Origin of the sequence: Streptomyces triticisoli (assembly GCF_003270085.1) — a bacterium.
In the GTDB taxonomy this organism is placed as follows: domain Bacteria; phylum Actinomycetota; class Actinomycetes; order Streptomycetales; family Streptomycetaceae; genus Streptomyces; species Streptomyces triticisoli.
This window is the reverse complement of the sequence record NZ_QFDQ01000251.1, coordinates 1-26,608: the sequence shown is the minus strand read 5'-3', so window position 1 is coordinate 26,608 and position 26,608 is coordinate 1. Positions and strand designations below refer to the sequence as shown.

The 26,608-nt window shown below is 72.3% G+C and carries 22 protein-coding genes and 2 pseudogenes; 10 read left to right on the top strand and 14 right to left on the bottom strand.

The window, feature by feature from the left end:
- Window positions 1–287: hypothetical protein (locus tag DEP02_RS35105; protein ID WP_232839329.1), on the top strand; the 287-nt coding region annotated here is incomplete at its 5' end.
- A gap of 24 nt (window positions 288–311) precedes the next feature.
- Here the strand turns inward: DEP02_RS35105 and DEP02_RS29410 are convergent.
- Window positions 312–1,316: a stage II sporulation protein M gene (locus DEP02_RS29410; protein ID WP_112470712.1), complete on the bottom strand. Its 1,005-nt coding sequence runs from the start codon at window positions 1,314–1,316 to the stop codon at window positions 312–314.
- A gap of 130 nt (window positions 1,317–1,446) precedes the next feature.
- Between DEP02_RS29410 and DEP02_RS29405 the strand changes: the two genes are divergently transcribed.
- Window positions 1,447–2,451, top strand: a complete 1,005-nt coding sequence (locus tag DEP02_RS29405; RefSeq protein WP_112470711.1) for an RDD family protein — start codon at window positions 1,447–1,449, stop codon at window positions 2,449–2,451.
- A 63-nt stretch (window positions 2,452–2,514) separates the two neighbouring features.
- Here the strand turns inward: DEP02_RS29405 and DEP02_RS29400 are convergent, their stop codons facing one another.
- Both DEP02_RS29400 and ahcY read right to left on the bottom strand, forming a co-directional pair.
- Entirely contained in the window at window positions 2,515–3,132 is a 618-nt protein-coding gene (locus DEP02_RS29400) for a hypothetical protein (protein ID WP_112470710.1), read from the bottom strand.
- Window positions 3,133–3,310: 178 nt separating this feature from the next.
- Entirely contained in the window at window positions 3,311–4,768 is a 1,458-nt protein-coding gene (ahcY, locus tag DEP02_RS29395) for an adenosylhomocysteinase (protein WP_112470709.1), read from the bottom strand.
- 284 nt (window positions 4,769–5,052) lie between these two features.
- Between ahcY and lepB the strand changes: the two genes are divergently transcribed.
- Complete coding sequence (gene lepB, locus DEP02_RS29390; protein ID WP_112470708.1) at window positions 5,053–5,727, top strand: signal peptidase I; 675 nt, start codon at window positions 5,053–5,055, stop codon at window positions 5,725–5,727.
- 57 nt (window positions 5,728–5,784) lie between these two features.
- Here the strand turns inward: lepB and DEP02_RS29385 are convergent, their stop codons facing one another.
- The 6 genes from DEP02_RS29385 to DEP02_RS29360 form a co-directional block, all read right to left on the bottom strand.
- Window positions 5,785–6,765, bottom strand: a complete 981-nt coding sequence (locus DEP02_RS29385) for a cation diffusion facilitator family transporter (protein WP_112470707.1) — start codon at window positions 6,763–6,765, stop codon at window positions 5,785–5,787.
- A gap of 145 nt (window positions 6,766–6,910) precedes the next feature.
- Window positions 6,911–8,062 carry a mannose-6-phosphate isomerase, class I gene (gene manA, locus DEP02_RS29380; RefSeq protein WP_112470706.1) on the bottom strand — a complete coding sequence of 384 codons (1,152 nt, stop codon included), beginning with the start codon at window positions 8,060–8,062 and terminating at the stop codon, window positions 6,911–6,913.
- Between the two features lie 44 nt (window positions 8,063–8,106).
- Window positions 8,107–9,234: an SIS domain-containing protein gene (locus tag DEP02_RS29375; RefSeq protein ID WP_112470704.1), complete on the bottom strand. Its 1,128-nt coding sequence runs from the start codon at window positions 9,232–9,234 to the stop codon at window positions 8,107–8,109.
- A 104-nt stretch (window positions 9,235–9,338) separates the two neighbouring features.
- Window positions 9,339–9,509 carry a Trm112 family protein gene (locus tag DEP02_RS29370; RefSeq protein ID WP_007382472.1) on the bottom strand — a complete coding sequence of 57 codons (171 nt, stop codon included), beginning with the start codon at window positions 9,507–9,509 and terminating at the stop codon, window positions 9,339–9,341.
- A 144-nt stretch (window positions 9,510–9,653) separates the two neighbouring features.
- Window positions 9,654–11,018 carry a phosphomannomutase/phosphoglucomutase gene (locus DEP02_RS29365; protein WP_112470703.1) on the bottom strand — a complete coding sequence of 455 codons (1,365 nt, stop codon included), beginning with the start codon at window positions 11,016–11,018 and terminating at the stop codon, window positions 9,654–9,656.
- A gap of 163 nt (window positions 11,019–11,181) precedes the next feature.
- On the bottom strand, window positions 11,182–11,559 hold the full coding sequence (locus DEP02_RS29360) for a DUF3499 domain-containing protein (protein WP_181446789.1): 378 nt from the start codon (window positions 11,557–11,559) through the stop codon (window positions 11,182–11,184).
- Between the two features lie 321 nt (window positions 11,560–11,880).
- On the opposite strand from DEP02_RS29360, the gene DEP02_RS29355 reads away from it, so the two are divergent.
- The gene (locus DEP02_RS29355) at window positions 11,881–12,330 is read left to right on the top strand and encodes a metallopeptidase family protein (RefSeq protein WP_112470702.1); all 450 of its coding nucleotides are present in this window, start codon (window positions 11,881–11,883) and stop codon (window positions 12,328–12,330) included.
- 28 nt (window positions 12,331–12,358) lie between these two features.
- Here the strand turns inward: DEP02_RS29355 and DEP02_RS29350 are convergent, their stop codons facing one another.
- The 3 genes from DEP02_RS29350 to DEP02_RS29340 all read right to left on the bottom strand — a co-directional run bounded on the left by DEP02_RS29350 (window position 12,359) and on the right by DEP02_RS29340 (window position 18,097).
- Window positions 12,359–13,903, bottom strand: coding sequence for a DUF5719 family protein (locus tag DEP02_RS29350; protein WP_112470701.1), 1,545 nt, complete (start codon window positions 13,901–13,903; stop codon window positions 12,359–12,361).
- Entirely contained in the window at window positions 13,900–17,652 is a 3,753-nt protein-coding gene (locus DEP02_RS29345) for a glycosyltransferase family 2 protein (RefSeq protein WP_112470699.1), read from the bottom strand. The genes DEP02_RS29350 and DEP02_RS29345 overlap by 4 nt, the downstream gene beginning before the upstream one ends.
- Window positions 17,653–17,833: 181 nt before the next feature.
- On the bottom strand, window positions 17,834–18,097 hold the full coding sequence (locus DEP02_RS29340) for a WhiB family transcriptional regulator (protein ID WP_003975777.1): 264 nt from the start codon (window positions 18,095–18,097) through the stop codon (window positions 17,834–17,836).
- 659 nt (window positions 18,098–18,756) lie between these two features.
- Here DEP02_RS29340 and DEP02_RS29330 point away from each other — a divergent pair.
- The 4 genes from DEP02_RS29330 (at window position 18,757) to DEP02_RS29315 (ending at window position 22,819) form a co-directional block, all read left to right on the top strand.
- Window positions 18,757–19,314 (top strand): cysteine dioxygenase, encoded by a 558-nt coding sequence (locus tag DEP02_RS29330; RefSeq protein ID WP_112470698.1) that lies wholly within the window; start codon window positions 18,757–18,759, stop codon window positions 19,312–19,314.
- Between the two features lie 88 nt (window positions 19,315–19,402).
- Complete coding sequence (cofD, locus tag DEP02_RS29325; protein WP_112470697.1) at window positions 19,403–20,362, top strand: 2-phospho-L-lactate transferase; 960 nt, start codon at window positions 19,403–19,405, stop codon at window positions 20,360–20,362.
- Window positions 20,359–21,693, top strand: a complete 1,335-nt coding sequence (locus DEP02_RS29320; RefSeq protein ID WP_112470696.1) for a coenzyme F420-0:L-glutamate ligase — start codon at window positions 20,359–20,361, stop codon at window positions 21,691–21,693. The genes cofD and DEP02_RS29320 overlap by 4 nt, the downstream gene beginning before the upstream one ends.
- Before the next feature lie 109 nt (window positions 21,694–21,802).
- The gene (locus tag DEP02_RS29315) at window positions 21,803–22,819 is read left to right on the top strand and encodes a DNA-3-methyladenine glycosylase family protein (protein ID WP_198668651.1); all 1,017 of its coding nucleotides are present in this window, start codon (window positions 21,803–21,805) and stop codon (window positions 22,817–22,819) included.
- A 419-nt stretch (window positions 22,820–23,238) separates the two neighbouring features.
- Here DEP02_RS29315 and DEP02_RS29310 read toward each other — a convergent pair.
- Window positions 23,239–23,607, bottom strand: a pseudogene (locus DEP02_RS29310) (NDP-sugar synthase); the annotation flags it as partial.
- 31 nt (window positions 23,608–23,638) lie between these two features.
- On the bottom strand, window positions 23,639–25,036 hold the full coding sequence (locus DEP02_RS29305) for a peptidoglycan recognition protein family protein (protein ID WP_112470694.1): 1,398 nt from the start codon (window positions 25,034–25,036) through the stop codon (window positions 23,639–23,641).
- 133 nt (window positions 25,037–25,169) lie between these two features.
- Between DEP02_RS29305 and DEP02_RS29300 the strand changes: the two genes are divergently transcribed.
- Window positions 25,170–25,925 (top strand): TIGR03089 family protein, encoded by a 756-nt coding sequence (locus DEP02_RS29300; RefSeq protein ID WP_112470693.1) that lies wholly within the window; start codon window positions 25,170–25,172, stop codon window positions 25,923–25,925.
- Between the two features lie 454 nt (window positions 25,926–26,379).
- Window positions 26,380–26,608 (top strand): annotated as a pseudogene (locus DEP02_RS35100) (LCP family protein); the annotation flags it as partial.

Sequence of the window (26,608 nt, the reverse complement as noted above, 5' to 3'; positions counted from 1 at the left end):
ACCAGATCTTCTTCCGATCCGATTTCCTCGGCGCTTTCCAGGTTTCCGCTCTCGCGTTTCCCTTTCCGGCGGCCCCGACTTTACCAGAACTTTTGAACCGGTTTGACCGGCCGTCGTTCCGATTCATCGGGAGGGGCTTCTTCGCGATCGACGTTGTGATCGTCTCCAGAAGCAGACAGATGCTCACTGCTGCCTATCAGGACCAGGTCCATCTCCAGGCAACTGTTCGAATCTACCTCCGCACCCGATCCGTGTCAACGGCTCCGGTGCGGCGAAGAGGAGAGTAGCAGCTCAGCAGACGTAAACGCACATCAGGCGGCCGTCGGCACGGTGGCGCTTCGCTCGACTGCCTCCACGTCCCCGGTCTCGCCGGCCCGGGCCGCACGACCGCCGAGGACGAAGACGTACGCGAGGAAGGACAGCTCGGCGACGACACCGATGCTTATGCGCGCCCAGGTGGGCAGGCCCGAGGGGGTGACGAAGCCTTCGATGGCGCCGGACACGAAGAGGACCAGGGCCAGGCCGATCGCCATGCCCACCGCGGCTCGGCCTTCTTCGGCGAGGGCGGTGCGCCGGGAGCGGGGGCCGGGGTCGATGAGCGTCCAGCCGAGGCGCAGTCCCGTACCGGCGGCGACGAAGACAGCCGTCAGTTCGAGCAGGCCGTGTGGCAGGACGAGGCCGAGGAAGGTGTCGAGTCTGCCGGCCGAGGACATCAATCCGATGCCGACGCCGAGGTTGAGCATGTTCGCGAAGAGGATCCACAGGACAGGCAGTCCCAGGAAGACGCCCAGGACCAGGCACATGGCGGCGGCCCGGGCGTTGTTCGTCCACACCTGGGCGGCGAAGGAGGCCGCGGGGTGGCTGGAGTAGTACGTCTCGTACTCGCCGCCGGGTCGGGTGAGCTCCCGTAGCTCGCTGGGGGCCGCGATCGCGGCCTGCACCTCGGGGTGCGTACCGATCCACCATCCCAGGAGTGCCGCGACCACAGTGGAGAGGACCGCGGTGGGCACCCACCAGTAGCGGGTCCGGTAGACCGCCGCGGGGAAGCCCTCCAGCAGGAAGCGGGTGACGTCTCGCCACGAGGCACGGCGGGTTCCCGTCACGGCACTCCGCGCGCGTGCCACGCGTTGGCTGAGCCAGCTGGTCAGCTGCGGGTCCGGGGCGCTGGACTGGATCAGGGAGAGGTGGGTCGCCGCGCGCTGGTAGAGGACGACGAGTTCGTCGGCCTCCGTGCCGGTGAGGCGGCGACGGTGGAGCAGGGCGTCGAGGCGGTCCCACTCGGCTCGGTGGGCGGAGACGAAGACGTCCAGGTCCATCGGGTCTGCCTGCTCCTCGGCTGGTTGTTCGACGGCGCGTCGGCTGTGTCAGCTTGTCGTACTGCGGCGCGCTGGCCCTCAGCTTGGCAGACTGGCCGTTCTCAAGGCGGGCCAGGGAAGGACGACGGGTGTGAGTGAGCTGGTGACGGGCGAGGCGGTGGCGCTGGAGTTGCGCCCTGCGAGGCTGCCCAGCAGGGCGCTGGCGGTTCTGCTCGACCTCCTCGTGGCCGTGGCGGCCTACGTCGCCGTGACCGTGGCTGTGGTCGCTGCCACGGCTTCCCTGGACGAGGCGGCACGGATGGCGCTGTCGATCGCGACGTTCCTGCTCGTGCTGGTGGGGGGACCGATAGCCGTGGAGACGCTCAGCCACGGACGGTCGCTCGGGAAGGTGGCGTGCGGGCTGCGGGTGGTCAGGGACGACGGCGGGCCGATCCGGTTCCGGCACGCGCTGGTGCGCGGTGCGATCGGGATGGTCGAGATTCTGATGACCTTCGGGGCGGTCGCGTGTATCGCCTCGCTGGTGTCGGCGCGCGGGCGTCGGCTGGGTGACGTGTTCGCGGGCACCCTGGTCGTGCGGGAGCGGGTACCGGCCGGGCCGACGGCGTTCGTGCCTCCGCCTCCGCCCTGGCTGGCGGGGCGTTTCTCGGCACTGGACCTGTCGGCGGTCCCCGACGGCTTGTGGCTGACGATCCGGCAGTACCTGGCGCGGATGCAGCAGCTGGACCCGCAGGTCGGCCAGGGCATGGCGGAGCGGCTTGCCGCCGATCTCTCCTCCCGCACCGGAACTCCGGCACCGGCCGGAGTTCCGCCGGCCATGTATCTGGCGGCGGTACTACAGGAGCGGCAGACCCGGGAGGCCCGGCGCACGTTCGGAAAGAGCCCGGCGGCGGAAAGGACCGCCGACGGGGGAGATCGCCTGGCCGGCGCATCCGACTTCTCCACACCTCAGCCGCCTGCCGCGCCGCAGTCGCAGTCGCAGTCGCAGTCGCAGTCGCCCACCATGCCTCCGCCGTCGTATCCGGCCGGAGCCCGTCCCGAGTCCTCGGCACACGGCACCGGCGGACATCCGGAAACTCCCGCACCCGGCGCTGCGCGGACCGAGCGTCCGAGCACCGGGTTCGCGCCGCCTGCCTGAGCCGGCCGACCGGCCCGGTCCCTGTCACCTCGCGCTCCCTACGTCTCCTCGCGTTCCTCGCGCTCAGGAGCCGAAGACCGACGGCGGCGACTGGAGGTCCTCGAGCTCGATGCCGGGGGCCGCCAGGACCACGTCCCCGGCGATGTGCACGGTGTGCTGTTCGCCGGTGTCCAGGGCTGTGACCTGGTATTCGTCCACGGTCAGGGGGCCGTTGTCAGTGGCGTGTGCTTCTCTTTTCACCAGGGCCCAGGACTGGTCCACGGTGCGCGGAGCGAGGACCGGTTCCGTGAAGAGGACGAGGCGTACGCGGGTCGCGGCGGCGGAGGGGGTGAGGCGCAGGAGACGAGCGGTGGCGACGAGGAACGCGGGGGACGTGCCGGTGAAGGCGTGGGCGCGCGCATTGCCTTCGGTGGCATGGGTGCCGGTGGGGTCGGTGCGGACCCAGGTGACGCCATCGAGGGCGGCGCCGCGCACCTGCCAGCTCCCCGCGTGGAGTTCGAGGCGGATGGGGCGGCCGAGTTCGTCGAGGGCGAGGTCGACGGAGCCGTGATGGTCGCCCGAGGGGGTGGTCAGCTGGGAGATGTAACGCCAGCCGGAGGGTCCGGGGGCGCACTGGAAGTGCTCTTCTGCGTAAGGGGTGTGATCGTGCGGATCGTGAAGCGAATAACGGCCGCGGGGCATGGGGGTCCTGGGTTCTGAGGGGCTGGTCCGGTCACCTCGGCGATCCGGTCCGGCGTGCGTGAGGACCGCTGGTCCGGCGAAAGGGGCAGGCCCCCGACACGGGGGTGCGGGGGCCTGCCTCGGATCGGAGGACCTGGCTGAGACGCGGCGCGCGGCTCAGTGCCGGCGCCGGCTCCGGTCAGTAGCGGTAGTGGTCCGACTTGTACGGGCCGTCGACGTCCACGCCGATGTACGCGGCCTGCTCGGGGCGAAGCCTGGTCAGTTTCACGCCGAGCGCGTCCAGGTGGAGGCGGGCGACCTTCTCGTCGAGGTGCTTGGGCAGCACGTAGACGCCGGTCGGGTACTCGCCGGGCTTGGTGAACAGCTCGATCTGGGCCAGGGTCTGGTCCGCGAAGGAGTTGGACATCACGAACGACGGGTGACCGGTGGCGTTGCCCAGGTTCAGCAGCCGGCCCTCGGACAGCACGATGATCTTCTTGCCGTCCGGGAAGGTCCAGGTGTGGACCTGCGGCTTGACCTCGTCCTTGACGATGCCGGGGATCTGGGCGAGGCCGGCCATGTCGATCTCGTTGTCGAAGTGGCCGATGTTGCCGACGATCGCCTGGTGCTTCATCCTCGCCATGTCGGAGGCAAGGATGATGTCCTTGTTGCCGGTGGTGGTGATGAAGATGTCAGCCGTCTCGACGACCTCGTCCAGGGTGGTGACCTGGTAGCCGTCCATCGCCGCCTGCAGGGCGCAGATCGGGTCGATCTCGGTGATGATCACGCGGGCGCCCTGGCCGCGCAGGGACTCCGCGGAGCCCTTGCCCACGTCGCCGTAGCCGCAGACGACGGCGGTCTTGCCGCCGATCAGGACGTCGGTGGCGCGGTTGATGCCGTCGACCAGGGAGTGCCGGCAGCCGTACTTGTTGTCGAACTTCGACTTGGTGACGGCGTCGTTGACGTTGATCGCCGGGAAGAGCAGGGTGCCGTCGCGGTGCATCTCGTACAGGCGGTGCACGCCGGTGGTGGTCTCCTCGGTGACGCCGCGGATCTCGGAGGCCAGCTGGGTCCACTTCTGGGGGTTCTCGCCCAGGGTGCGGGTCAGCAGCTGAAGGATGACGCGGTGCTCGTCGGACTCGGCGGTGTCGGGCGAGGGGACCTTGCCGTCCTTCTCGTACTCCACGCCCTTGTGCACCAGGAGGGTGGCGTCGCCGCCGTCGTCCAGGATCATGTTCGGGCCGCCGGTGGGGCTGTCCGGCCAGGTCAGCGCCTGCTCCGTGCACCACCAGTACTCCTGGAGCGTCTCGCCCTTCCAGGCGAAGACCGGGACGCCCCGCGGGTTGTCGGGGGTGCCGTCGGGGCCGACGGCGATGGCGGCGGCCGCGTGGTCCTGGGTGGAGAAGATGTTGCACGAGGCCCAGCGGACCCGCGCGCCCAGGGCCACCAGGGTCTCGATCAGGACGGCGGTCTGGACGGTCATGTGCAGGGAGCCGGTGATGCGCGCACCCTTCAGCGGCTGCGCGGCGGCGTACTCCTCGCGGATCGCCATCAGACCGGGCATCTCGTGCTCGGCCAGGGAGATCTCCTTGCGGCCGAACTCGGCCAGGGACAGGTCGGCGACCTTGAAGTCCTGTCGGCTGTCGACAGTCGTCATTACGGGCTGCTCCTCGGGATCGGATCGAGGTGGGTACGGCTGATCTGCGCGGCGGCGGACACTGGGGTGCCCGAAGAGGACACAGGTATGCCCGCGTGCGCGCAGCGCAGTCCGTCGGAGGCCCTCTCTCCCTCGGCCGGTCCGTCCCCGGACCGCCCGACCGCCATCAGCAGCGACGTCTGGCTCCGTCCCAAGCTACACCGGAGCGCCGGGCCGCCCCCAGTCCGCCTCCGGACACTTCGTTACCCTCTGCGGCCCGGATGGGCCGCGCGGGGAGGGGACGGATGTCCGGCAGAGGGCGGGGACTCGGGGTCACGGCGGTGGTGCTGGGACTCGTGGGGTTGGTGCTGGGCTTCGGCTCCTTCGGGTACGCGAGGGCGGCGTATGGGGGATCCATCCTGCAGGGCCCCAGCATGTCGCCGACGTACAAGCAGGGAGACCGGGTCTTCTTCGAACGTGTCGACGGCACCCAGGTGCGCCGCGGTGACGTCGTGCTGTTCTCCGCGCCGGACCGCTACGGTTTCACCGCCGACGTGATGGCGCGCGTCATCGGGGTGGGCGGTGATCACGTGGTGTGCTGCACGGGTGAGGGAAGCAGGGCACGGGTCACCGTGAACGGCACGCCTCTTCAGGAGCCGTACGTGAAGGACGGCCACGCCGACGGGGCGCGCAAGGCGTACGGCGTGAAGGTCCCGAAGGGGCGCCTGTTCCTGTTGGGCGACAACAGGGCGAACTCCCACGACTCGCGTTTCTTCACCGCCGACCACGGCGGGACGGTGCCCGCCCCGGCCGTCAAGGGCCGGGTCATCCACAGTCGCACCGCACCGGCCCTGATCGTCATCGGGATGTTCGCGGGGGTTGTCTCGCTCCTGCTCGGGCTCGGGTTCGGGATCGTGGCGCCGGCCGAACGGTGGCGGAAGGCGGTGCCGACCGTGCCGCCGTGGCCCATGCGGGCGTGAACGCGGACGGCGCCGCCGTGGGAGGGGGATCGGCGGGTGCCGCGGCGGATGCCGGGCTCAGTGTCCGGTGGGGTGCGGCGCCGGTCCGCCCGGGGTCGCCTCGCGGTCCGGGCCCTTGACTGCCTCGGCCTCGCTGTAGATGTCGGGTTCCAGATAGATGACGCGGGCGATGGGCACGGCGGTGCGGATGCGGGCCTCGGCGGCGTCGATGGCGGTGGCGATCTCGGCGGCCGTGTCCTCGTGCCGGACGGCGATCTTGGCGGCGATGAGCAGCTCTTCGGGGCCGAGGTGGAGCGTGCGCATGTGGATGATGCGGGTGACGGTGTCGCCGTCGACCATGGCGGCCTCGATCTGCTGGACCACGTCCGTGCCGGCGGCCTCGCCGAGCAGCAGGGACTTGGTCTCGGCGGCCAGGACGAGGGCGATCAGCACCAGCAGGACGCCGATGCAGACGGTGCCGATCCCGTCCCAGACGCCGTCGCCGGTGAGCAGGGCGAGGCCGACGCCGCCGAGGGCGAGGACGAGACCGATCAGCGCGCCGAGGTCCTCCAGGAGGACGACCGGCAGCTCGGGCGCCTTGGCGCGGCGGACGAACTGCGTCCAGGACAGCTTGCCGCGCAGATCGTCGGCCTCCCTGATGGCCGTGCGGAGGGAGAAGGCCTCGGCGATGATCGCGAAGACGAGGACGCCCACCGGCCAGTACCAGTGCTCCAGCGCCTGCGGGTGGCGGATCTTCTCGTAGCCCTCGTAGATGGCGAACATGCCGCCGAGGGAGAACAGGACGATGGAGACCAGGAAGGCGTAGACGTAGCGCTCGCGGCCGTAGCCGAACGGGTGCTGCGGGGTGGCTTCGCGCTGGGCCTTCTTGCCGCCGACCAGCAGCAGGAACTGGTTGCCGGAGTCGGCGAGGGAGTGCACGCCCTCGGCGAGCATCGACGACGAGCCGCTGAAGGCGAACGCCACGAACTTCGATACCGCGATCGCGAGGTTGGCGCCGAGTGCCGCCACGATCGCCTTGGTGCCGCCTGACGCACTCATGTGTTCGCGTAATCCCTTCGCCGTCGTCTCGCCGTCGTCCTTGTGCCGGTTCCGGCTTCTGCCCGTGCTTTGCCGGTGGGTCATTGTTGCAGCCCGGTCGGACAGGGGACCCCGGCATCGGTACGTCCGGTCGTCGCGTGCGGGATCAGACGACGACCGTGGCCCGGAAGAGGGTGCCGGCACCGGACGCTTCGGCCTTCTCGCCCGCCGGGACGAACGCGGACTGCCCCGGGGTCAGCTCGTGCTCGCCCGTCCGGACGGAACCGGCCGTGCAGAGCAGGATCTGCGGGGTGTCGAGGGTGAGGTCGTGGCCGGTGGTGCCCTCGGGCAGGACATAGCGGGACAGGCGGAACTCGTCGGCGGGGGTGTCGTAGACCTCCTCGCCGTCCGCCGCGGCCTCCGGGCGCAGGATGCCGGGGTCGCCGGCCTCGAAGCGGACGATGCGCAGGAGCTCGGGGACGTCGACGTGCTTGGGGGTCAGGCCGCAGCGCAGGACGTTGTCGGAGTTCGCCATGATCTCCACGCTGAGGCCGTTGAGGTAGGCGTGCGGGACGCCGGCACCGAGGAAGAGGGCCTCGCCGGGCTGCAGGCGGACGTGGTTGAGGAGCATCGCGGCGAGGACGCCCGGGTCGCCCGGGTAGTGGCGGGCTATGTCGGCGTAGGGGGCGTGGTCGCCGCCGAGGCGGGCGCAGGCGGCCGCGGCCTCGGCGACCGTGTCGGCCATCTCCTCGCGGTCGGCGGTGAGGATGGCGGTGAGGACCTCGCGCAGGGCGGCGTCCGAGGGGCGGGCGCGCAGCAGGTCGGCGTACGGCTTGAGGGAGTCCACGCCGAGGGCGTCGAACAGGTCGGCGGCCCGGTTCGGTTCACGGAAGCCGCACAGGCCGTCGAACTCGGTGAGTGCGCAGACCAGTTCCGGCTTGTGGTTGGCGTCCCTGTAGTTGCGGTGCGGGGCGTCGAGGGGGACGCCGCGGCGCTCCTCGTCGGCGTATCCCTGCCGGGCCTGTTCCAGGTCGGGGTGCACCTGGAGGGAGAGCGGACCGCCGGCGGCGAGGATCTTGAGCAGGAAGGGCAGGTGCGGGCCGAACCTGGCGACCGTCTTGGCGCCCAGTTCCCGCTCCGGGTCGGCGTCGATGACCTCGGCGAGGGTGCCGCGTCCGGTGCGCGAGGGCGCGCCCGGGTGGGCGCCCATCCACATCTCCGCCTGCGGTTCGCCGCTCGGCTCGACACCCAGCAGGTGCGGTATCGCTGTGGTGGAGCCCCAGGCGTAGGGGCGGATGGTGTTGTCGAGGCGGTCCATGGCTTCTCTCTGCAGTTCTTGCCGGCGGGGGTGCCGAGGACAGGTCAGGCGCCGGAGGCGAGCGCCAGGTAAACGGCGGTGAAATCCGTGACGGCGATCAGTTCGGCGAGGGTCTCGATTTCGTCTCCCTGGTCCGGTTCCAGCTCGCTGATCGGCGTGTCGTGGCTGAGGGCCAGGTCACGGGCGGCCGGTGCGGCGGTGAGGCCGCCGAGCGGGCGGTCGCGGAGCAGCACCACGCGCGCGTGCAGGGCGGGGGTCTCCTCGATGCGGTCGCGGAAGAAGTCGTCCGGGTCGGCGCTGGCGGCCAGGGGACCGGCGAGCAGGGCGCTGTGCGCGGCGAGCGCCTCGGGCAGTTCGGCGACGACCGCGGGGATGCCGGACAGTTCGGCGAGCCCGGCGGCGAAGCGGCGGCCGGCGGAGCCGGCGGAGACGCCCTCGGTCCAGATCACGGGCAGCGCGTCGGCGAGTTCGGCGGCGAGCGTCTTGGCCGGGTTGCTGTACGTCACGATGGCGGGCCCGCAGCGCTCCGCGATGTGGTCCAGCCGGTCGGCGACCTTCTCCAGGGCGTCGGGCGGGGCGGTCAGCAGGCCCGCCCGGTCCAGGAGCGCCAGCAGCGGGATGAGCAGCGCCCACAGCACTCCGGGGGCGGATCCGGCGAGGGGTTCGTCGTGGTCGTACGGCGCCGTCGCCATCGGTACGAACAGGCCGCGGGCGGCCTCGACGGCCTCGGCGAGCGGTGTGCGGGCCGGGGCCACGGCGACGACCGTGCAGCCGCGCCGGTAGGCCTGGTCGGCGAGCAGGGACAGGCTGGGCTCGGTGCCGTCCGGGGTGGCGATCAGCAGCAGGTCGACGGAGCCGACCCAGCCGGGCAGCTCCCAGCGCAGGGCGCCGGCGGCGGGGGCCACACCGGTGGGTGCCAGCCGGGTGACGGGGCTGCCGGTTCCGGCGAGTGTGCCGAGCAGGTCGGCGGCGTGGGTGGCGGCGGCGCCCGGTCCGGCGATCAGGACGGCGCGCGGGCGGCCGTCGGGCTTGAGGTCGCCCACGCCGGCCTCGGCGGCGTTCCGGGCGGCGGTGCGGACCCGGGCGCCGGCCTCGGCGGCACCGCGGAGCAGTCCGCGGTGGTCGGCCTCGGCGAGCCCTCCGGGGTCGTCGAGCAGCGATTCGTCGAGCATGGGCGGCAGTCTCCGATCGGGCTCCGAACGCCGGGTCGTCGATTGTGGGGGCGCGGCGGGCCCCGTCCGTCCGGGGCGGCGGGTCTCCCACGGACAGGTCCGCGCTACGCGGGGCGGCGGGCCTCGTCGACGAGCAGGACGGGGATGCCGTCGCGCACGGGATACGCCAGGCCGCAGTCCTGGCCGGTGCAGATCAGCTCGGTGTCCTGCTCCTTGAGGGGGGCGTGGCAGGCCGGGCAGGCGAGGATCTCCAGGAGGCCGGCTTCAAGCGGCATGGGCGTTCCCTTCGGGGCGGGTGGATGTGTGTGCGGTCGTATGGTCGTGCCTGGTCAGGGTACCGCCGGTGAGGGCGGCGTGGCGGGGTCGGGCCGGGCCGCCGGGCCACGCCCGGGGTGGCCGGGAGTGGCCCTTGCGGCGCCTCAGCCGCGGATGATGGCCAGGGCCTCGTCCCTCACCTTGGCCATCGTGGCCTCGTCGCGGGCCTCGGCGTTCAGCCGCAGGAGCGGTTCGGTGTTGGAGGGGCGGACGTTGAACCACCAGTCGGCGGCGGTGACCGTGAGGCCGTCGAGTTCGTCCAGGGTGACGTCGTCGCGGCCGGCGTACGCCGACCTGATGGCGGCGAGGCGGGCGGTCTGGTCGTCGACCGTGGAGTTGATCTCTCCGGAGCCGACGTAGCGGTCGTACTGGGCCACGAGTGACGACAGGGGGCCGTCCTGGCCGCCCAGGGCCGCGAGGACGTGCAGGGCGGCCAGCATGCCCGTGTCGGCGTTCCAGAAGTCCTTGAAGTAGTAGTGCGCGGAGTGCTCGCCGCCGAAGATCGCGCCCGTCCGCGCCATCTCGGCCTTGATGAAGGAGTGGCCCACGCGCGTGCGTGCGGGTGTGCCGCCGCTCTCCCTCACCACTTCCGGGACCGACCAGGAGGTGATGAGGTTGTGGATGATCACGCCCTTGCCGCCGTTCCTGGCCAGCTCGCGGGCGGCGACCAGGGCGGTGATCGCGGACGGGGAGACCGGCTCGCCGTGCTCGTCGACGACGAAGCAGCGGTCGGCGTCGCCGTCGAAGGCGAGGCCGATGTCGGCGCCCTCGGCGCGGACCCGGCTGCGCAGGTCGACGAGGTTGGCCGGATCCAGCGGGTTGGCCTCGTGGTTGGGGAAGGTGCCGTCCAGTTCGAAGTACATCGGCACGAGGTCGACGGGCAGCCCGGCGAGGACCGTCGGGACGGTGTGGCCGCCCATGCCGTTGCCCGCGTCGACGACGGCCTTCAGGGGGCGGATGGGGGTCAGGTCGACGAGGGAGCGCAGGTGTGCCGCGTAGTCGTCCAGCGTTTCGCGCCGCGTGATCGTTCCCGGTCGCTCCGCGGGGTCCGGGGCGCCCGACTCCTGCCATTTCCCGACCAGTTCGCGGATCTCCGCCAGGCCCGAGTCCTGGCCGACGGGAGCGGCGCCCGCGCGGCACATCTTGATGCCGTTGTACTGGGCCGGGTTGTGGGAGGCGGTGAACATCGCGCCCGGCAGGTTCAGGGCGCCCGAGGCGTAGTACAGCTGGTCCGTGGAGCACAGCCCGATCTCGGTGACGTCCACGCCGCGCCGCGCCGCGCCGCGCGCGAAGGCACGGGCCAGGCCGGGCGAGGAGGGCCGCATGTCGTGCCCGGTCACGAGGGCGCTCGCGTCGGTCACCTGGGCGAAGGCCGCCCCGAAGAGTTCGGCCAGTGACTCGTCCCACTGGTCCGGGACCACTCCGCGTACGTCGTACGCCTTCACGATCTGCGACAGATCAGCAGCCACGGCCAACCCTTCTGGAGTCCTATCGGTCACCACAAGCTACCGGTGCCTGCTGACAGTGGTGGCGTCAGGGACCGAGCGCACGTCATGGGCACAAGCGCTTGCGCGGGTACGGCGACGGGTGGCGGGCGAAGGCCCGGTGACGAGAGTTCGCGGCTGCCCGGCGTCAGTTGTCCGGCGAGCGGAGCACGCGCAGGTGGCCGCGGCGCGCGACCTCCATCGGGTCCGCCGTGCGCGGGCCGCCGCCACCGGCCTCGGCCGCCCGCTTCTGGGGCCTGGCCGCCTCGCGCACGGCATTGGCAAGCGCTTCCAGGTCGTCACCGCTGGGCCGTGCGGGAGCCGAGCCGTCGAGGAGGCGGACGACCTCCCAGCCGCGGGGGGCGGTGAGGCGCTCGGAGTGCTCGGCGCACAGGTCGTAGCAGTGGGGTTCGGCGTAGGTGGCGAGAGGGCCGAGGACGGCGGTGGAGTCGGCGTAGACGTACGTCAGCGTCGCTACGGCAGGACGGCCGCAAGCGGTGCGCGAACAGCGACGTACAGGGCTCACGATGTTGGACGGTACCGCACTCTTGAGCGGGCCGCGACGACTCTCCTTCAGGCCACCCCACCGTGTCGCGGAGTGAAACGCCCGGCACACACCATCTGTCACACTTCGCTGACCTGCACGGACGTCTCCGGTCGAGATTTCGAACAACCTTGGGTCCGGTCACGACTGGGTACAAACACCGTCATTTGCCTTGCGGTCGACGGTCTTGGAAGGGCTTGGAGCGATACGGGATCGAGCCCAATCTTGGCTGGAATGGTCACCGGACGACAGGCCGTCGGGGCCGGGGCACGCGCGGACGCCGGCGACTACCCTTCAGCAGTGATGGACAACCGTGTACCGCCCCGTGCCACTGGCCCCGGGCCCCGACGACGTGATCGCCACGGCCGCGGCATGCGCGGCCCGATCGCACCGCCGCAGGTGCCGCTCGCGGCGAGCCGTGCCGAAGCGTTCGCGGACCTGGTGCAGGACTCCGTGGACCGCCTGGAGCGGCGGTGGCCGCAACTGGCCGACATCGACTTCCTCGTGCTGGAGGTGCCGCGGCTGGACCGGCCGGGGCAGCCCTGGAGCGACGAGGCGGTGCCGCTCGGAGGCACGATCGCCTCGCACGACGGGCGACGCGCGCGTGTGGTGGTCTACCGGCGGCCGGTGGAGATCCGCACCAAGGGGCGCGACGAGCGGGCCGCCCTGGTGCACGAGATCGTCGTCGAGCAGGTGGCCGAACTGCTGGGGCTGACCCCGGAGACGGTGGACCCCCGGTACGACGAGGACTGAGCCCGGGGCGCCGTCCGGGGCGCCCGCCTCACTTCTGCAGCACCGACAGGTCCTGCTCCGCCCGCGGCACCGCCACGGTCCCCCGGTCGTCCGGCAGCGTCTGGACCGTGAAGGCGGAGACGCCCACGCGCGTCGTCTCGAGGGTCCGCGCCCCGTAGACCGGGCCGCCGGACAGGCGCTCCACCGTCAGCGCGTACGTTCCCTTCAGACCGGACGGCACCGGCGGGGTGATGTCCTGGGTGCTGCCCGCCTTGATCGTGTAGGTCTCCGACTCCGGTGCGCCGCCTCCGCTGCCCGCCGACGCGGTGACCCTGACCTGCGCGGTGGCCGTGGGAGCGGTCAGCGAGAGCGTCGATCCCTTGGCGCTGTTGTCGGCCGAGGTCGCGCGCGTCCCGATCGGGCTCGTCGCCGGGATGAACGCCGTCTCCTGCTTGTCCCCCTTGCCCCGGACGATCCGCAGCGCCGCGACCACGGGCACCGACTGCGAGGTCGGCGTCAGCACCAGTGAGCCCGCCTCCCCGCGCGTGATCTCACCGAGGTCGACGGCGGTCGTCATCCTGCCCTTGACGCGGACCGTCTCGTGCCCGGCGGGCGTGATCAGCCCGGACGGCGAGGCCAGCTGCACCTTCAGATCGGCGTCGGAGTCCCCCGGCGCGAAGGCGACCAGCCGTACGGACGTGGCGTCCTTGGGGATGCCCGGCAGCACCAGGCTGCCCGCCGGGTCCGCGGACGCCGTCAGCCAGTCGCCGCCCAGTCTGTCGTCGAGGGCCTGCACTGCCGCACCGACCCGGCCGCTGCGCACGCTCACATGCACGGTGAGGTCCTCCTGCGGGGCGTCGGCGAGCGTGGACAGCAGGACCGGCTCGCTGGAGTGCGGCGGAACGGTGATGCCCTCTCCGACAGCCGACTTCACGGCGCCGTCCTTGCCGTACAGCTCGATGTCGACGACGGCCGCGGAGTCGTCGGGGTTGGTCAGGTGGACGTAGTCGGAGCGGCCGGCGGCCGTGCTCGCGCCCGGGAACCAGAACTGGGTGTCCGGGGCGGTGCAGTTGACGCCCAGCAGGCCGCGGCCGGCGCCCACGGCGACCTCGGTGGTCTGCTGCATCGTCCAGCCGGGCGCGAACTTGCCCTCGGCCGTGCCGATCAGCGCGGGGGCGTCCGCGCCCGAGGTGTCGCCGGTGACGGGGGTGCCGGGCTCCTTGGGCTCCAGGACGGGTTTGACGGCCTGCTTCTTGCTGCCGCCGCCGTCCTTGTCCCCCTTGTCATCCTTGTCCTTGGAGCCGTCCTTCCCGTTGTCGGCGTCCGTCGCCGACTGCCCGGTGGCGGGGAGGAGTCGGGCCTTGCCCTCGCTGCCCGTGCCCTGGGTCACGGGGGTGAAGGACGTGTACGAGGTGTCGGCGATGTCGGAGCTGCTCGGCGTCGGGCAGACCAGGGTCGTGCGCTCGACGGGCAGTTGGGCGGCCGCCTCGGCGGGGCCGGCGCCCGCGGCGTCCGGTGTGTCCAGCGCGGCGAATCCGGTGACGGCGGCGAGCGCGGCCACGCCGGCGATCAGGGACAGGGTTGTGCGGTTCACTGCTGGCTCCCGTCGGGGCGCTCACTGCCGTTGCCGTGCGGGTGGTGGTGGGCCGGGTCGTACGGCTCCTCGTACCCCTGGTGGTACGCCTGGTCGTACGGCGCCGAGGGGGCCTGGCCGCCGTACGCGTACGGGTCGTACTGGCCGCCCTGGTACGGGTCGGCCGGGTACGCCTGGTCGTAGGCGCCCGCCGGGTACTGCTGGGGCTGGGCGCCCTGGTAGTGCTCGCCGCCGTAGGCGCCGTACTCGGCTCCGGTCCCCGCGTAGGCGGTGGTGTCCCACTCGCCGTAGGACTGCTGGTGCGGAACGGCGGCGGGAGCCTCCTCCTGGGAATGAGGAGACACCGTGTCCGGTCCATCCGGTCCAACCGGTCCGTCCGGTCCCGGATCGAAGTCCTCCTGCTCCTCCTGACCGGCTTCCTCGGCCTCCGCCTGGGCGCGCAGCCGGCGGGCCCGGCGGCCCTCCCCGGCAACGGCCTGGGCGGGGTCGAGCTCCTCCTCGGGCAGGTCGTCGTCGATGTCGCGGCGCCGACCGGGCAGGGCCAGCACGACGAGGACGGCGGCGAGTGCGCCCTGGCCCCACAGCCAGGCGGTGTGGCCGATCGGGTCGTCGAAGGTGACGTCCAGCTTCCCGCCGGAGGCGGGCAGTCCGAAGCCCTGGGCCCAGCCGTCCACCGTCGTGCGGGTGAGTGGCTTTCCGTCCAGGGTGGCCGTCCAGCCCGCGTCGGCCGAGTCGGCCAGGCGCAGCACGCGGCCCTCGGCCCCGGACGGGATCGTGGTGTGGATCTCGACCGGTCCGGCGGCGACCGGCTGGGCGGCGCCGGAGCCGGAGGCGGGCACGATGGCGGCGCGCGACACCTCCTGGTTCACCCGCCACAGGGCGCTGCCGTCCTGCTGGCTGAGCCGGGTCAGGCCGGGCGTGGCGTCCAGGACGCGGCTGACCTCGCGGGGCGCGCCCTGGTGGACGAGGACGTAGCGCACGGCGAAGCCGCCGAGTTGGCCGGCCTGGTCGGCGCCGGAGCCGGCGACGAGGTTGGCGACGACCTTGTCGAGCGTGCTGTTCCCGCCGTTCGCCGCGGCCAGTTCGGCATCGCCCATGCGGGCGCCGGAGCCGCGGACGAGCATGTAGCCGACGTGGCCGGGCGAGTCGCTGTCGAGGACCAGGGTGCGGGCCTGGTCGCGGGTGTTGCTCTCCTCGGCGACGAACGCGGGCACCTGCACGGGGTCGCGCCGCTGAACCGGTCCGTCGGCGCCGCGGATCATCCAGCCGGCGACGACGAGCAGGGGGCCCGCGACCGAGGCGAAGGCGATCAGCGCGGCGACCGGCTGACGCCAGCCGAAGCTCTGTTCGGCCACGCGCGCGCGTGCCCCGTCGGCGCCGAGCACGGCGGCGGCCAGGAGCGCGAGGCCGTAGGCGAGGGTGGCCGGGCCGGCCCAGGGGGAGCCGTTGGACAGCACCGCGAAGACGAGCGCCACCAGGGCGGCCGCCCACGCCGTCCAGATCGCGAACTGGCGCTCGGTGCGCAGCAGGGCGGCCAGCGCGGCCAGGACGATGCCGAGGAGCATCAGTCCGTGCACCGTGCCGGGGCCGCCCGGGTCGGCGCCGAGCAGGTCGAGGGCGGAGGCGGCCGAGGAGCCGTACTCCAGCCCGGCCTCCTGGAAGAAGCCGAACGGCAGCAGCGTCAGCGACCAGGGGGCGAGGACCAGCAGTGGGGTGCCCAACTGGGCCAGGAAGCGCGGTGCGTACGCCATGATGTCGCCGCGGCGCACGGCCAGCACGCCGAGGCCGAGGACGAGCGCGATGGGCCACACGATGGGCGTGAACGCGGTGGTGACGGTCAGCAGCAGGGCGTACGCCCAGGTGGCGCGCCAACTGCCGCGGGCCCCGGATGTGTTGACCAGGCCTCCGGCTGCGATGCCCGCGCGGGCGACGAGCGGCAGCAGCACGGCCAGGACCGCGGTGCCGATGCGGCCGCCGGCCAGCGCGCCGGTGGTCGCGGGCAGGAAGGCGTAGACGACGGCCGCCCAGGCGCGCAGCAGGCGCGAGGGGACGAGCGGGCGGGAGGCGAAGTACGCCGTGAACCCGGCCAGCGGCACGGAGGCGACCAGCAGGACGGTGACCGCGAGACCGGCCGAGCCCAGCAGCAGGGAGGCCAGCATCGCGACCATCGCCAGGTACGGCGGCGCGGACGGGGTGCCGCCGGCGCCGACCGGGTGCCAGTAGTCGAGGTAGCGCGACCACAGCTCGGAGGAGTCTGCCGGAGCGGGCAGCAGGGCGCCGCCCGCGAGCGCGCCGCCGCCGAGCAGGCCGCGGCAGGCGACCAGGGAGACGAGCAGCAACATCAGGAAGAGCAACGGGCCGGGTTTGCGGGCGATGCGCTTGAGACGGGCGAACTGCTCGATCTCCAGGTAGTCGGCGTCCTCGCCGCCGGGCCCGGACTCGACCGCGCCGCCGTGCCGGCCGGCCGAGGAGAGCTCGGGGTCGGAGCGGCCGACGAGGTTGCTCGCGATCTGTTCGACGGTGACGCGGACGGTGGCGCCCGGCGGCGGGAACAGTGGCCGCATCTCGCCCTTGTCGACCTGTGGCTTCCCGCGTCTGCGCCGGCCGGCGACGATCCGCTCGGGCCGCAGGAGTGTGCCCATCAGACCGCGGATCTCGTCGACGGCCTGTCCCGGCACCTTGCCGACGAGATAGGCGGCCGTCCGCAGCAGCGTGCCGAGCACGAGCCTCAGCAGCACCCAGGGCAGCGCTGCCGTGCGGGTGTTGACGAGCAGGGTGTAGACGGCGCCGGCCTTGTCCACCTTGTGCGGGGACGCGGCGGTGCGGCCGACGCAGTCGACGGTGCGGCGCTCGCGGGAGGCGGCTTCGGCATGTCGTACGACGGCGTCGGGAGCGATCAGGACGCGGTGACCGGCGGCGTTGGCACGCCAGCACAGGTCGACGTCGTCGCGCATCAGGGGCAGCCGGCGGTCGAACCCGCCCAGCTCCTCGAAGATGTCACGCCGGATCAGCATTCCGGCGGTGGACACCGACAGCACGGGCCGTACGTGGTCGTGCTGGCCCTGGTCCTGTTCACGGCGGTCCAGGCCGGTCCAACGACGGCCGGAGTGGGCGATGCTGACGCCCACTTCGAGCAGCTGCCTGCGGTCGTACCAGCCGCGCAGCTTGGGGCCGACGATCGCCACGTCGTCGCGGCCGAGTTCGTACTCGTTGTCGACGACCCGCAGCAGCTGGGCCAGGGCGTCGGGTTCGGGGGCGCAGTCGTCGTGCAGCAGCCACAGCCACTGCACCGGCTCTCCGTACGGCAGTTCGGGCAGGTCGTAGGCGTCGTCGCGCCAGGTGCGCGTGACGGGGTCCCAGCCGCTGGGGCGCTTGAGGTACGGCAGGTCGTCCGGAGTGAGGACCGGGGCGGCGTGGAGCGCCTCCTCGACGGCCTGGCCGAAGCCGGTGCGCCGGGCCAGGTGCAGCACGCGGTCGGCACCGAGGGCGTCGGTGACCGCCTGCGCGGAGCCGTCCGCGCTGCCGGTGTCGGCCGCCACGGCGTACTGCACGGGGCGCTCCTGGCCGAGCAGGCCGTCGAGCGCGTCGGGCAGCCAGCGGGCGCCGTCGTGGGAGACGAGCACGGCGGTGACCACGTGCCTCGGGTATTCCGGCGCGCCGCTCGGGTCGGACGCCGCCGCGCGCGCGGGGTCGGACGGCGCTGCGGCAGCGACGTCGTAGTGGGCTGCCGTATGGCTGGGCACGGACATCGAGAATACGGCCCCGGTTCGGTGGACTGCGGTGGACGCCCGTGCCCGGTGGGAGCAGGGGGCGTCTCGGACGAGCGACCACACTATCGGCTGGCCAGGACGACGGCCCGCCGCCTGTGGATAACCCACCTGCGACGGGCCGTTCGTGACATTTGTATGGGAATGTGCGCGAAGTGTGCGGTCAGACGGCCGCCTTCTTCAGCCGGCGCCGCTCGCGCTCGGACAGGCCGCCCCAGATGCCGAAGCGCTCGTCGTTGGCGAGGGCGTACTCGAGGCACTCGGAGCGGACCTCGCAGGCGAGGCAGACCTTCTTGGCCTCGCGGGTGGAGCCGCCCTTCTCGGGGAAGAAGGACTCGGGGTCGGTCTGGGCGCACAGCGCGCGCTCCTGCCAGCCGAGTTCCTCGTCCGCGTCGTCGACCAGCAGTTGCTGCACCAGCTCGGTCATGTGCGCCCCTCGTCTGTCTTTCGCGTCCCCGTGATGCAGCCGTTACCTGTCCCGGCTGAACGACACGAGTGAAATTACAAGTGTGCTGCTCCGGGCGAGTCAAGCCGAGATCTGCTATTGGGCCCCTTATTCACTCTCCGGAACCAAGCCCCTCCAGAAAGTGTTCAAATCAGCATAAACCCAGACACATAGCCGAGGCCCGAGGGCTTCGCACCCCTGTACGGAGCCCGCACAGGTGATGACGCCCAGGACTTCGTTCTCGTTCCGACACACGCGCCGAAGCGGACCGGATCACGGTCGGATCACAGGATCGCAACGGCGCTTGCGCGCCCGGCATGTGCGCCATGTGTCCCGGTCACCCCATGAGCAAACCTTTCGCCTGCGAGATGAACCGGATGAGGTGAAACATGTCCCACATTCCGGGCGTCAAGTTGACAGTGATGGTGTGAACCGCTGTCCTAGTGGGCATGCTCGCGAACTCGGCACTCACCACGACCCGCACCGCCGGGTCCCTCGGTGCTGCCCGCGCTCGCTGTAGCTGTTGCTGTTCCGGCTGTTGAGCCCCACACGCGCACGCGTGCTCCAGCCGTCGTCCGAGCCCCTCCGCGTTCGGCGCCCGTTCCCTCCGATCTCCTTTCACCGAGGAACCCCCACCCCCCATGAACAGCGACAGCGACCTTCAGATCGCCGGCGACATCCTCGAAGTCCCACACCTGCTCCAGGCCCCGCGCGAGCACCCGTCCACCGTGGCCGAGTTCGTCGGCCTGGCCCGCTCCATCGCCGCCGACCGCGCCCACTGGGAGCACCTCGTGCGCTACGACGCGACGACCCGCTGGTACCACCGGCTGCGCACCGTTCCCCAAGCTCTCGGCTCCGCTCGAGCAGGGGAGACCCCAATCGGCTACGAGGTGTGGCTGCTGTCCTGGGTGCCCGGGCAGGGCAGCGGACTGCACGACCACGGCCCCTCCTCCGGGGTCCTCACGGTCCTGGACGGCGAACTGACCGAGCGCACCGAGCGCGGCACGCGCGCCGTGGGCGCCGGCATGCAGCGCGTGTTCGCGCCGGGGTACGCGCACGAGGTCGTCAACGACACGCTGGAGCCGGCGGTCAGCCTGCACGTGTACTTCCCCGGCCTGACCGAGATGCCCATGCATTCCGCGCGCTCCGCCCGGTGCGCCGGGGCCGCACGCGGCCCGCTGGACTCCGTCAGCGCCTGAGGCCCGCCCGGAGCCGTCCCCGGACGAGCGTGTGCCGCGGCAGTGACCGTGTGCCGCGTTGTCGCACCCGCCTGCAAGACTGGGTCCCATGCGCATTGTGGTTCTGGCAGGCGGCATCGGTGGTGCCCGGTTCCTGCGTGGTCTGAAGCGGACCGTGCCGGACGCGGACATCACGGTCATCGGCAACACCGGCGACGACATCCACCTCTTCGGGCTGAAGGTCTGCCCGGACCTGGACACGGTGATGTACACGCTCGGCGGCGGCATCGACGAGGAGCAGGGCTGGGGCCGGGCCGACGAGACCTTCCATCTCAAGGAGGAGCTCGCGGCGTACGGCGTGGGACCGGACTGGTTCGGCCTCGGCGACCGCGACTTCGCCACGCACATCGTGCGCACCCAGATGATCGGCGCCGGGTATCCGCTCAGCGCGGTCACGGAGGCGCTGTGCGACCGGTGGAAGCCGGGCGTGCGGCTGGTCCCCATGACCGACGACCGCGTGGAGACCCATGTCGCGGTCGAGATCGACGGCGAGCGCAAGGCGGTGCACTTCCAGGAGTACTGGGTGCGGCTGCGGGCGTCGGTGCCGGCCGAGGCGGTCGTGCCGGTCGGCGCGGAGCAGGCGAAGCCGGCGCCCGGGGTGCTGGAGGCGATCTCCGAGGCGGACGTGATCCTCTTCCCGCCGTCCAACCCCGTCGTCTCCGTCGGCACGATCCTCGCGGTGCCCGGCATCCGGGAGGCCATCGCCGACGCCGGGGTACCGGTGATCGGCCTGTCCCCCATCGTCGGCGACGCGCCCGTGCGCGGCATGGCCGACAAGGTCCTCGCGGCGGTCGGCGTGGAGGCCACGGCCGCGGCGGTGGCCGAGCACTACGGCTCGGGGCTGCTGGACGGCTGGCTCGTCGACACCGTCGACGCGGCCTCGGTGGAGCGGGTCGAGGCGGCCGGCATCCGGTGCCGGGCGGTGCCGCTGATGATGACCGACGTCGACGCCGCCGCCCGGATGGCGCGGGAGGCGCTGACGCTGGCCGAGGAGGTGCGGGAAGCATGAGCAGCACGACGGCGCATGCGCGGGGGGACTCGTCCACCCCGGAGTTCCGGGTCTGGGCGGTGGCCGGGATTCCCGAGGTGCGGCAGGGCGACGACCTGGCGAAGCTGATCGCGGCCGCGGAGCCCGCTCTGGCCGACGGGGACGTACTCCTCGTCACCTCGAAGATCGTCTCCAAGGCGGAGGGCCGGATCACCGAGGCGGCCGACCGGGAGGCCGCGATCGACGCGGAGACCGTACGGGTCGTGGCCCGGCGCGGGCCGCTGCGGATCGTGGAGAACCGGCAGGGGCTGATCATGGCCGCCGCCGGAGTCGACGCCTCCAACACCCCTCCCGGCACGGTGCTGTTGCTGCCCGAGGACCCGGACGCGTCCGCGCGCGCGATCCGGGACGGCCTGCGCGACGCCCTCGGGATCACGGTCGGGGTGCTCGTCACCGACACCTTCGGGCGGCCCTGGCGCACCGGGCTCACCGACGTCGCCATCGGCGCCGCGGGCGTACACGTGCTGGACGATCTTCGCGGCGGCACGGACGCGCACGGCAATCCGTTGAGCGCCACCGTCGTCGCCACCGCCGACGAACTCGCCGCCGCGGGCGACCTGGTCAAGGGCAAGGCCGCCGGGCTGCCCGTCGCCGTGGTGCGCGGGCTGGGACACGTGGTGACCGAGGAGCACGGGGAGGGAGCACGGGCCATGGTGCGCGACGCGCACGACGACATGTTCCGGCTCGGCACCTCCGAGGCCGTACGGGAGGCGGTGACCCAGCGGCGTACCGTACGGTCCTTCACCGACGAACCGGTCGACCCGGGCGCGGTACGGCGCGCGGTGGCCGCGGCGGTGACCGCGCCCGCGCCGCACCACACCACGCCGTGGCGGTTCGTGCTGCTGGAGTCGGAGGAGCCGCGGACGCGCCTGCTGGACGCGATGCGGGACGCCTGGATCGCCGACCTGCGGCGGGACGGCAGGAGCGAGGAGTCGATCGCCAAGCGGATCCGGCGCGGGGACGTGCTGCGCAACGCGCCCTACCTGGTGGTGCCGTGCCTCGTCATGGACGGCTCGCACGTGTACGGCGACGAGCGGCGGGACGGCGCCGAGCGGGAGATGTTCGTGGTCGCCGCCGGGGCCGGGGTGCAGAACTTCCTGGTCGCGCTGGCCGGGGAGCGGCTCGGCTCGGCGTGGGTGTCCTCGACGATGTTCTGCCGGGACGTGGTGCGCGAGGTGCTGGGGCTGCCGGAGGACTGGGATCCGATGGGGGCGGTCGCGGTCGGGCATCCGGCCGGGCCGCCGAAGCCGCGGCCGGAGCGGGACGCGGAGACGTTCGTGGTCTCGCTGTGAACTGTCCCGCTGTGAACGGCCTCGCTGTGACCGCTTCGTCCGTATTCCCGCATGAACGCCTGGGCTCGTAGAGCTTCTTCGGTACCTTCGACCCTCCTGGATCTCCTTCGTGGCAGGACGTTTCGCTCCGCGGCCCACCCGTACGACGACCGTGCGCGGTGGGCAGGCCGGCGCGCCCGGGGGCGCGTCCGCGGAGGTGCCGCGGCAGACCACCGCGCCGGAGCGGGTACGGACGTGGGCGCCGGACGGGCCGCTGGACCTGAGGCTGGTCCTCGGGCCGCTGCGGCGGGGCCCGGGCGATCCCACGTTCCGGGCGATGCCCGACGGGTCGGTGTGGCGAGCCGGCCGGACGCCGCTCGGGCCCGGGACGCTGCGGGTGTCCGCGCGTGGCGGGCAGGTGCGCGGGGAGGCGTGGGGGCCGGGGGCCGAGTGGCTGCTGGAGCAGTTGCCCGAGCTGCTCGGGGCCGCCGACGACCCGTCCCTGTTCGAGCCGCGGCACCGGCTGCTGGCGCTGACCCGGCACCGGCGGCCGGGGTTGCGGCTGACCCGGACCGGGCTGGTGCTGGAGTCGTTGATCCCGTCGATCCTGGAACAGAAGGTGACGACGGTCGAGGCGTACGCGGCGTGGCGGACGCTCGTACGGAAGTACGGGGAGCCGGCGCCGGGGCCCGCGCCCGGGCGGATGTACGTCATGCCGGCGCCGCGGGCCTGGGCGCTGATTCCGTCGTGGGAGTGGCACCGGGCCGGGGTCGACGACAAGCGGGCGTCGACGGTGCTGCGGGCGGTGCGGGTCGCCGCACGGCTGGAGGAGGCGGTACGGATGCCTCCGGCGGTGGCGCAGGAGCGGTTGGAGCTGGTGCCCGGGATCGGGCCGTGGACGTCGGCGGAGACCGTGCAGCGCAGTCATGGGGCGGCGGATGCGGTGACGGTCGGGGATCTGCACCTGCCGGGGATCGTGGGGTTCGCGCTGGCGGGGAACCGGGGGGCGGATGACGCGGAGATGCTGCGCTTGCTCGAGCCGTATGCGGGGCAGCGGCATCGGGCTGCTCGGTTGATTCTGTTGAGCGGGCGGATGCCCGGGCGGCGGGGGCCGCGGATGCCTCGCGGCAATATCGGCCGCCTTTGAGGTGCGGGGCGTTGGGGTGCCGTCAGGTCGGTCGGCTCACCCGCGTTGGCCGGTGCCCGGTGTTGCCCTGCCGTCACGCGAGCCGCGCAGCCCGGCGCTGACGGGCTGCTTCCCCGAGCTCTTCGAGCAGGGGGACCCCCGGCGCCCGCCCGTGCCGCCCCAGTCGGCACGCACGCCCGTGGACTGACGAGCGACGACCAGCCGCTCACCGCGCTTGCGGGGTACCTCCGCCAAGCTCTTCGAGCAGGAGTCCCCGGCCCACCCTCCCCCAGGCTCTCGGCTTCTCCCCCAAGTTCTCGACCCCGCTCGAACAGGGGGAACCCCCATGAGCAGGGGGGACCCCCATCGCTCTGGGGATCCCCCCTGCTCGAAGAGCTCGGGGGAGGCACGACTGCCCGCAGTTACGGCGAGCTGCGACGCTACGACGGCTGGTCCGAGGAGAATCTCACCGCCCCCGCGGGGATCCGCGCGTTGCACCACACCCTCGCCCCGTCCCTCAGCTCGTTGTCGGCGCCCACCACCGCGCCGTCACCGATGACGGCGCCGGTGAGGACGGAGCGGGTGCCGACGCGGGCGTGGGTTCCGATGAGGGAGTCGGCGATGACGGCGCCGGGCTCTATGACGGCGCCGGGCAGGATCGTGCTGCCGAAGACCCGCGCGCCCTCGGCGACGAACGCGCCCTCGCCGACCACCGTGCCGCCGGACAGCTTGGCGTCGGGGGCGACGACGGCCGTGGGCAGGATCAGGCGGTCGCCGCAGCGGCCGGGGACCGCCGGATGCGAAGCCCTGTCCGACTCCCCGGCTCCCCCGGCTCTTTCCTCAGCGGCCCTGGTAGCGCGCCGCCGACGAACGGGCCGTGCCGAGCTTGCCGTAGAGCTGCCGGCCGGGGCAGTCGGTCGAGAAACCGTCCCGGTGGCCGGAGATCACGTTCAGGCGTACGCTCTTTCCTTTTTGGTAGAGGTTGCCACCGCCGGACGTCAGATATGTCTTTCCGCTCGGATTCATCCCGTACAGACCGAGCTTCCACGCCGTCAGCCGCGCCACGGCCGTCACGGCGGCCGAGGACGGCTTGGTCCCGCCGTAGGAGCCGATGACGGCGATCCCCACACTGTTGGTGTTGAACCCCATGGTGTGGGCGCCCAGTACCGCCTTCGCCACACCACCGGCGCGGCCCTCGTAGAGGGTGCCGCACTTGTCGACGAGGAAGTTGTAGCCGATGTCGCGCCAGCCCATGCTCCTGACGTGGTAGCGGTAGATGCTGCGGATGACCGACGGGGCTTGCGCGCAGCTGTAGTTGTTGCCCGAGGAGGTGTGGTGGACGAACGCCGCCGCGATCTTCTTGGAATAGACGAACCCCCGGCCGCGCAGTGACTCGTCCGCGCCCCAGCCGCGGCGCGTGACGATGCGCGGGCGCGGTCCGATGTACGGCTTGGCGCGCAGGCGTTCCGTCAGCTCGCCGCCGTACTGGGCGGGTTCGCCGCCGCGCAGGGCGAGCAGTTCGCGTTCGGTGTCCTCGCGGTCGAGCGCGGGGATCTCGGTGGCGCCGAGCGGGACGAGTCCGGCGTTGGCCGCGGAGGCCGCGGTGGCCTCCTCGCTCAGCTCGCCGGTGCGCGAGGCGTCGGCCTGGGAGCCCTGCGGCGGGGGTTCCTCTCCCGGGTCGACGAGTTCGAGGCGCAGGCCTGAGGGCAGCGTGACCGACGGGCCGGCCGCGGCACCCCTGTCGCGGTCCCCGGTGTCCACGCGCACGCGTACGTCGACGCCGTCGGACTCACCCACCCACAGCGGTGCGGTGGCGCCGTGCACGAGCCCGGAGGCGTGCTCGGCCGTGCCGGGGTCGGCGCCGTGGTCGGCGTTGTGGGTGTCGATGTCCTGCCAGTCGGACCAGGTGCCGGTGACGGTGGAGCGCGTACGGATCCGGACGCTGCCGTGCAGCTCGGTGTCCGGGTCGTCCCAGATGACGCCGACCAGTGAGAAGTGGCGGACGCCCGTGCGGCGCAGGCCATGTTCGAGGGCGGCGCGGGAGCGGTCGCGGGTGAGCGGCAGGAGGGGCAGGGACCGGGTGCTGCCGGGGACGGCCGACGGCCCGGTGGCCGGCGTCGGTCCCGCCGTGGCCGTGGCGGAGGGAAGGCCCGGCGCGAGGATGAGGGCGGCCGTGCAGGTGACACCGATCGAGGACGCCAGAAATCCGTATCGACGCATGCCCCCGATCTTGAACATAATCACACAAATATGTCCATTGGGGAATTGACGGCCCGTCGGCCACGGTTGGGCCGAACCGGTGGCGCGCCACTCCCCCGCACATGCCCCCGCCACACCGTGCGCGGGCGCGGCGCCGCGTACGCTTGCACGGGTGAACTCCACCGAACGCACCCCTGCCGACCTGCTGCGTTCCGCGCTCGCCGCGGACCCCGGACGCCCTCTGGTGACCTTCTACGACGACGCCACGGGCGAACGCGTCGAACTGTCCGTGGCCACCTTCGCCAATTGGGTGGCCAAGACCGCGAACCTCCTCCAGGGTGACCTCGCCGCCGAGCCCGGCGACCGGGTCGCGCTGCTGCTGCCGGCGCACTGGCAGACGGCGGTCTGGCTGCTGGCGTGCGCGTCGGTGGGCACGATCGCGGACGTCGGCGGGGACCCGGGGGCCGCGGACGTCGTGGTCAGCGGCCCGGACACGCTGGACGCGGCGCGGGCCTGCTCCGGGGAGCGGGTGGCGCTGGCGCTGCGGCCGCTCGGCGGACGGTTCCCGCAGCCGCCGGAGGGCTTCGCGGACTACGCCGTCGAGGTGCCGGGGCAGGGCGACGCGTTCGCGCCCTTCGCCCCGGTGGACCCGGACGAGCCGGCCCTGATCGTGGCCGGGGCCGAGTACTCGGCGGCGGAGGTCGTGGAGCGCGCCCGAGCCGACGCCCCCGCCCTGGACCTGACGGGCCCCGGCTCCCGGCTGCTGTCCGCGCTGCCCTACGACACCTGGGAGGGCCTCATCGCGGGTCTGTACGCGCCCCTCGCCGTCGGCGCCTCCGTCGTTCTGTGCCGCAACCTCGACCACCTCTCCGAGGACGCACTCGCCCAGCGCATCGAATCGGAACGGGTCACGGCGACGGCGAGATGACGCGGCGGAAGTACCGCGGGATTCGGGAACAAACAGCACCAATTCACCTTCCGGCGATTCGGATTCCCACGGGCGACGAGGATTCTTCTGCGCAGTCGAGCAGCTACGTTCAGTAGACATTTGACCGTGCGCACAGCGATGGCAGCCGAGCCGGGAACCTCGGGATACACCCCTCACCCACCCGGCGTTCCACCGCGACACACCACGATGGAGAGCTCCCGTGCGTAAAACCTCGGCCAGAGGCGAACTTTTGTCCAAGGAAATGGGCGGATTGCCCACTTGTAGGGAAGTGGAATTTGTCACGGGCGTCGCTCGATGCCAAACCTGCCGGATAGTGTGAGCGATCCGGTGCTACCGACCGCGAGGTCTTCCTGGGGTCGAGCACTGTGAAGCAGAACCGAGCGCCTTGAGGGAGCGAGGCGCCGCGTGGCCCCAACGGAGGATTCGGACGACCGTGGACGCGCAAGGCCGTGGGCGGGCGGACAACATCGATCCCGCAGACCAATGGGTACTCAATCCGCACACCGGCGAATACGAACTGCGACTGACCCCTTCCGCTCCGCAGTCGTCGATTCCGGGACCTCGCCGGCCCGCCCCGCCCGACGCGGGCGGCGCGGGCGGCGCGGGCGGCGCGGGCGACAACGGTGCGACGGGAGGCCGCAGAGCGACGCCCGGACGGCATC

Excerpts from the sequence above, each read along its gene's own strand:
- DEP02_RS29410 (WP_112470712.1), bottom strand. The coding sequence starts at position 1,316 with ATGGACCTGGACGTCTTCGTCTCCGCCCACCGAGCCGAGTGGGACCGC.
- DEP02_RS29400 (WP_112470710.1), bottom strand. The coding sequence starts at position 3,132 with ATGCCCCGCGGCCGTTATTCGCTTCACGATCCGCACGATCACACCCCT.
- ahcY (WP_112470709.1), bottom strand. The coding sequence starts at position 4,768 with ATGACGACTGTCGACAGCCGACAGGACTTCAAGGTCGCCGACCTGTCC.
- lepB (WP_112470708.1), top strand. The coding sequence starts at position 5,053 with ATGTCCGGCAGAGGGCGGGGACTCGGGGTCACGGCGGTGGTGCTGGGA.
- DEP02_RS29385 (WP_112470707.1), bottom strand. The coding sequence starts at position 6,765 with ATGAGTGCGTCAGGCGGCACCAAGGCGATCGTGGCGGCACTCGGCGCC.
- manA (WP_112470706.1), bottom strand. The coding sequence starts at position 8,062 with ATGGACCGCCTCGACAACACCATCCGCCCCTACGCCTGGGGCTCCACC.
- DEP02_RS29375 (WP_112470704.1), bottom strand. The coding sequence starts at position 9,234 with ATGCTCGACGAATCGCTGCTCGACGACCCCGGAGGGCTCGCCGAGGCC.
- DEP02_RS29370 (WP_007382472.1), bottom strand. The coding sequence starts at position 9,509 with ATGCCGCTTGAAGCCGGCCTCCTGGAGATCCTCGCCTGCCCGGCCTGC.
- DEP02_RS29355 (WP_112470702.1), top strand. The coding sequence starts at position 11,881 with ATGGACAACCGTGTACCGCCCCGTGCCACTGGCCCCGGGCCCCGACGA.
- DEP02_RS29345 (WP_112470699.1), bottom strand. The coding sequence starts at position 17,652 with ATGTCCGTGCCCAGCCATACGGCAGCCCACTACGACGTCGCTGCCGCA.
- DEP02_RS29340 (WP_003975777.1), bottom strand. The coding sequence starts at position 18,097 with ATGACCGAGCTGGTGCAGCAACTGCTGGTCGACGACGCGGACGAGGAA.
- DEP02_RS29330 (WP_112470698.1), top strand. The coding sequence starts at position 18,757 with ATGAACAGCGACAGCGACCTTCAGATCGCCGGCGACATCCTCGAAGTC.
- cofD (WP_112470697.1), top strand. The coding sequence starts at position 19,403 with ATGCGCATTGTGGTTCTGGCAGGCGGCATCGGTGGTGCCCGGTTCCTG.
- DEP02_RS29320 (WP_112470696.1), top strand. The coding sequence starts at position 20,359 with ATGAGCAGCACGACGGCGCATGCGCGGGGGGACTCGTCCACCCCGGAG.
- DEP02_RS29305 (WP_112470694.1), bottom strand. The coding sequence starts at position 25,036 with ATGTTCAAGATCGGGGGCATGCGTCGATACGGATTTCTGGCGTCCTCG.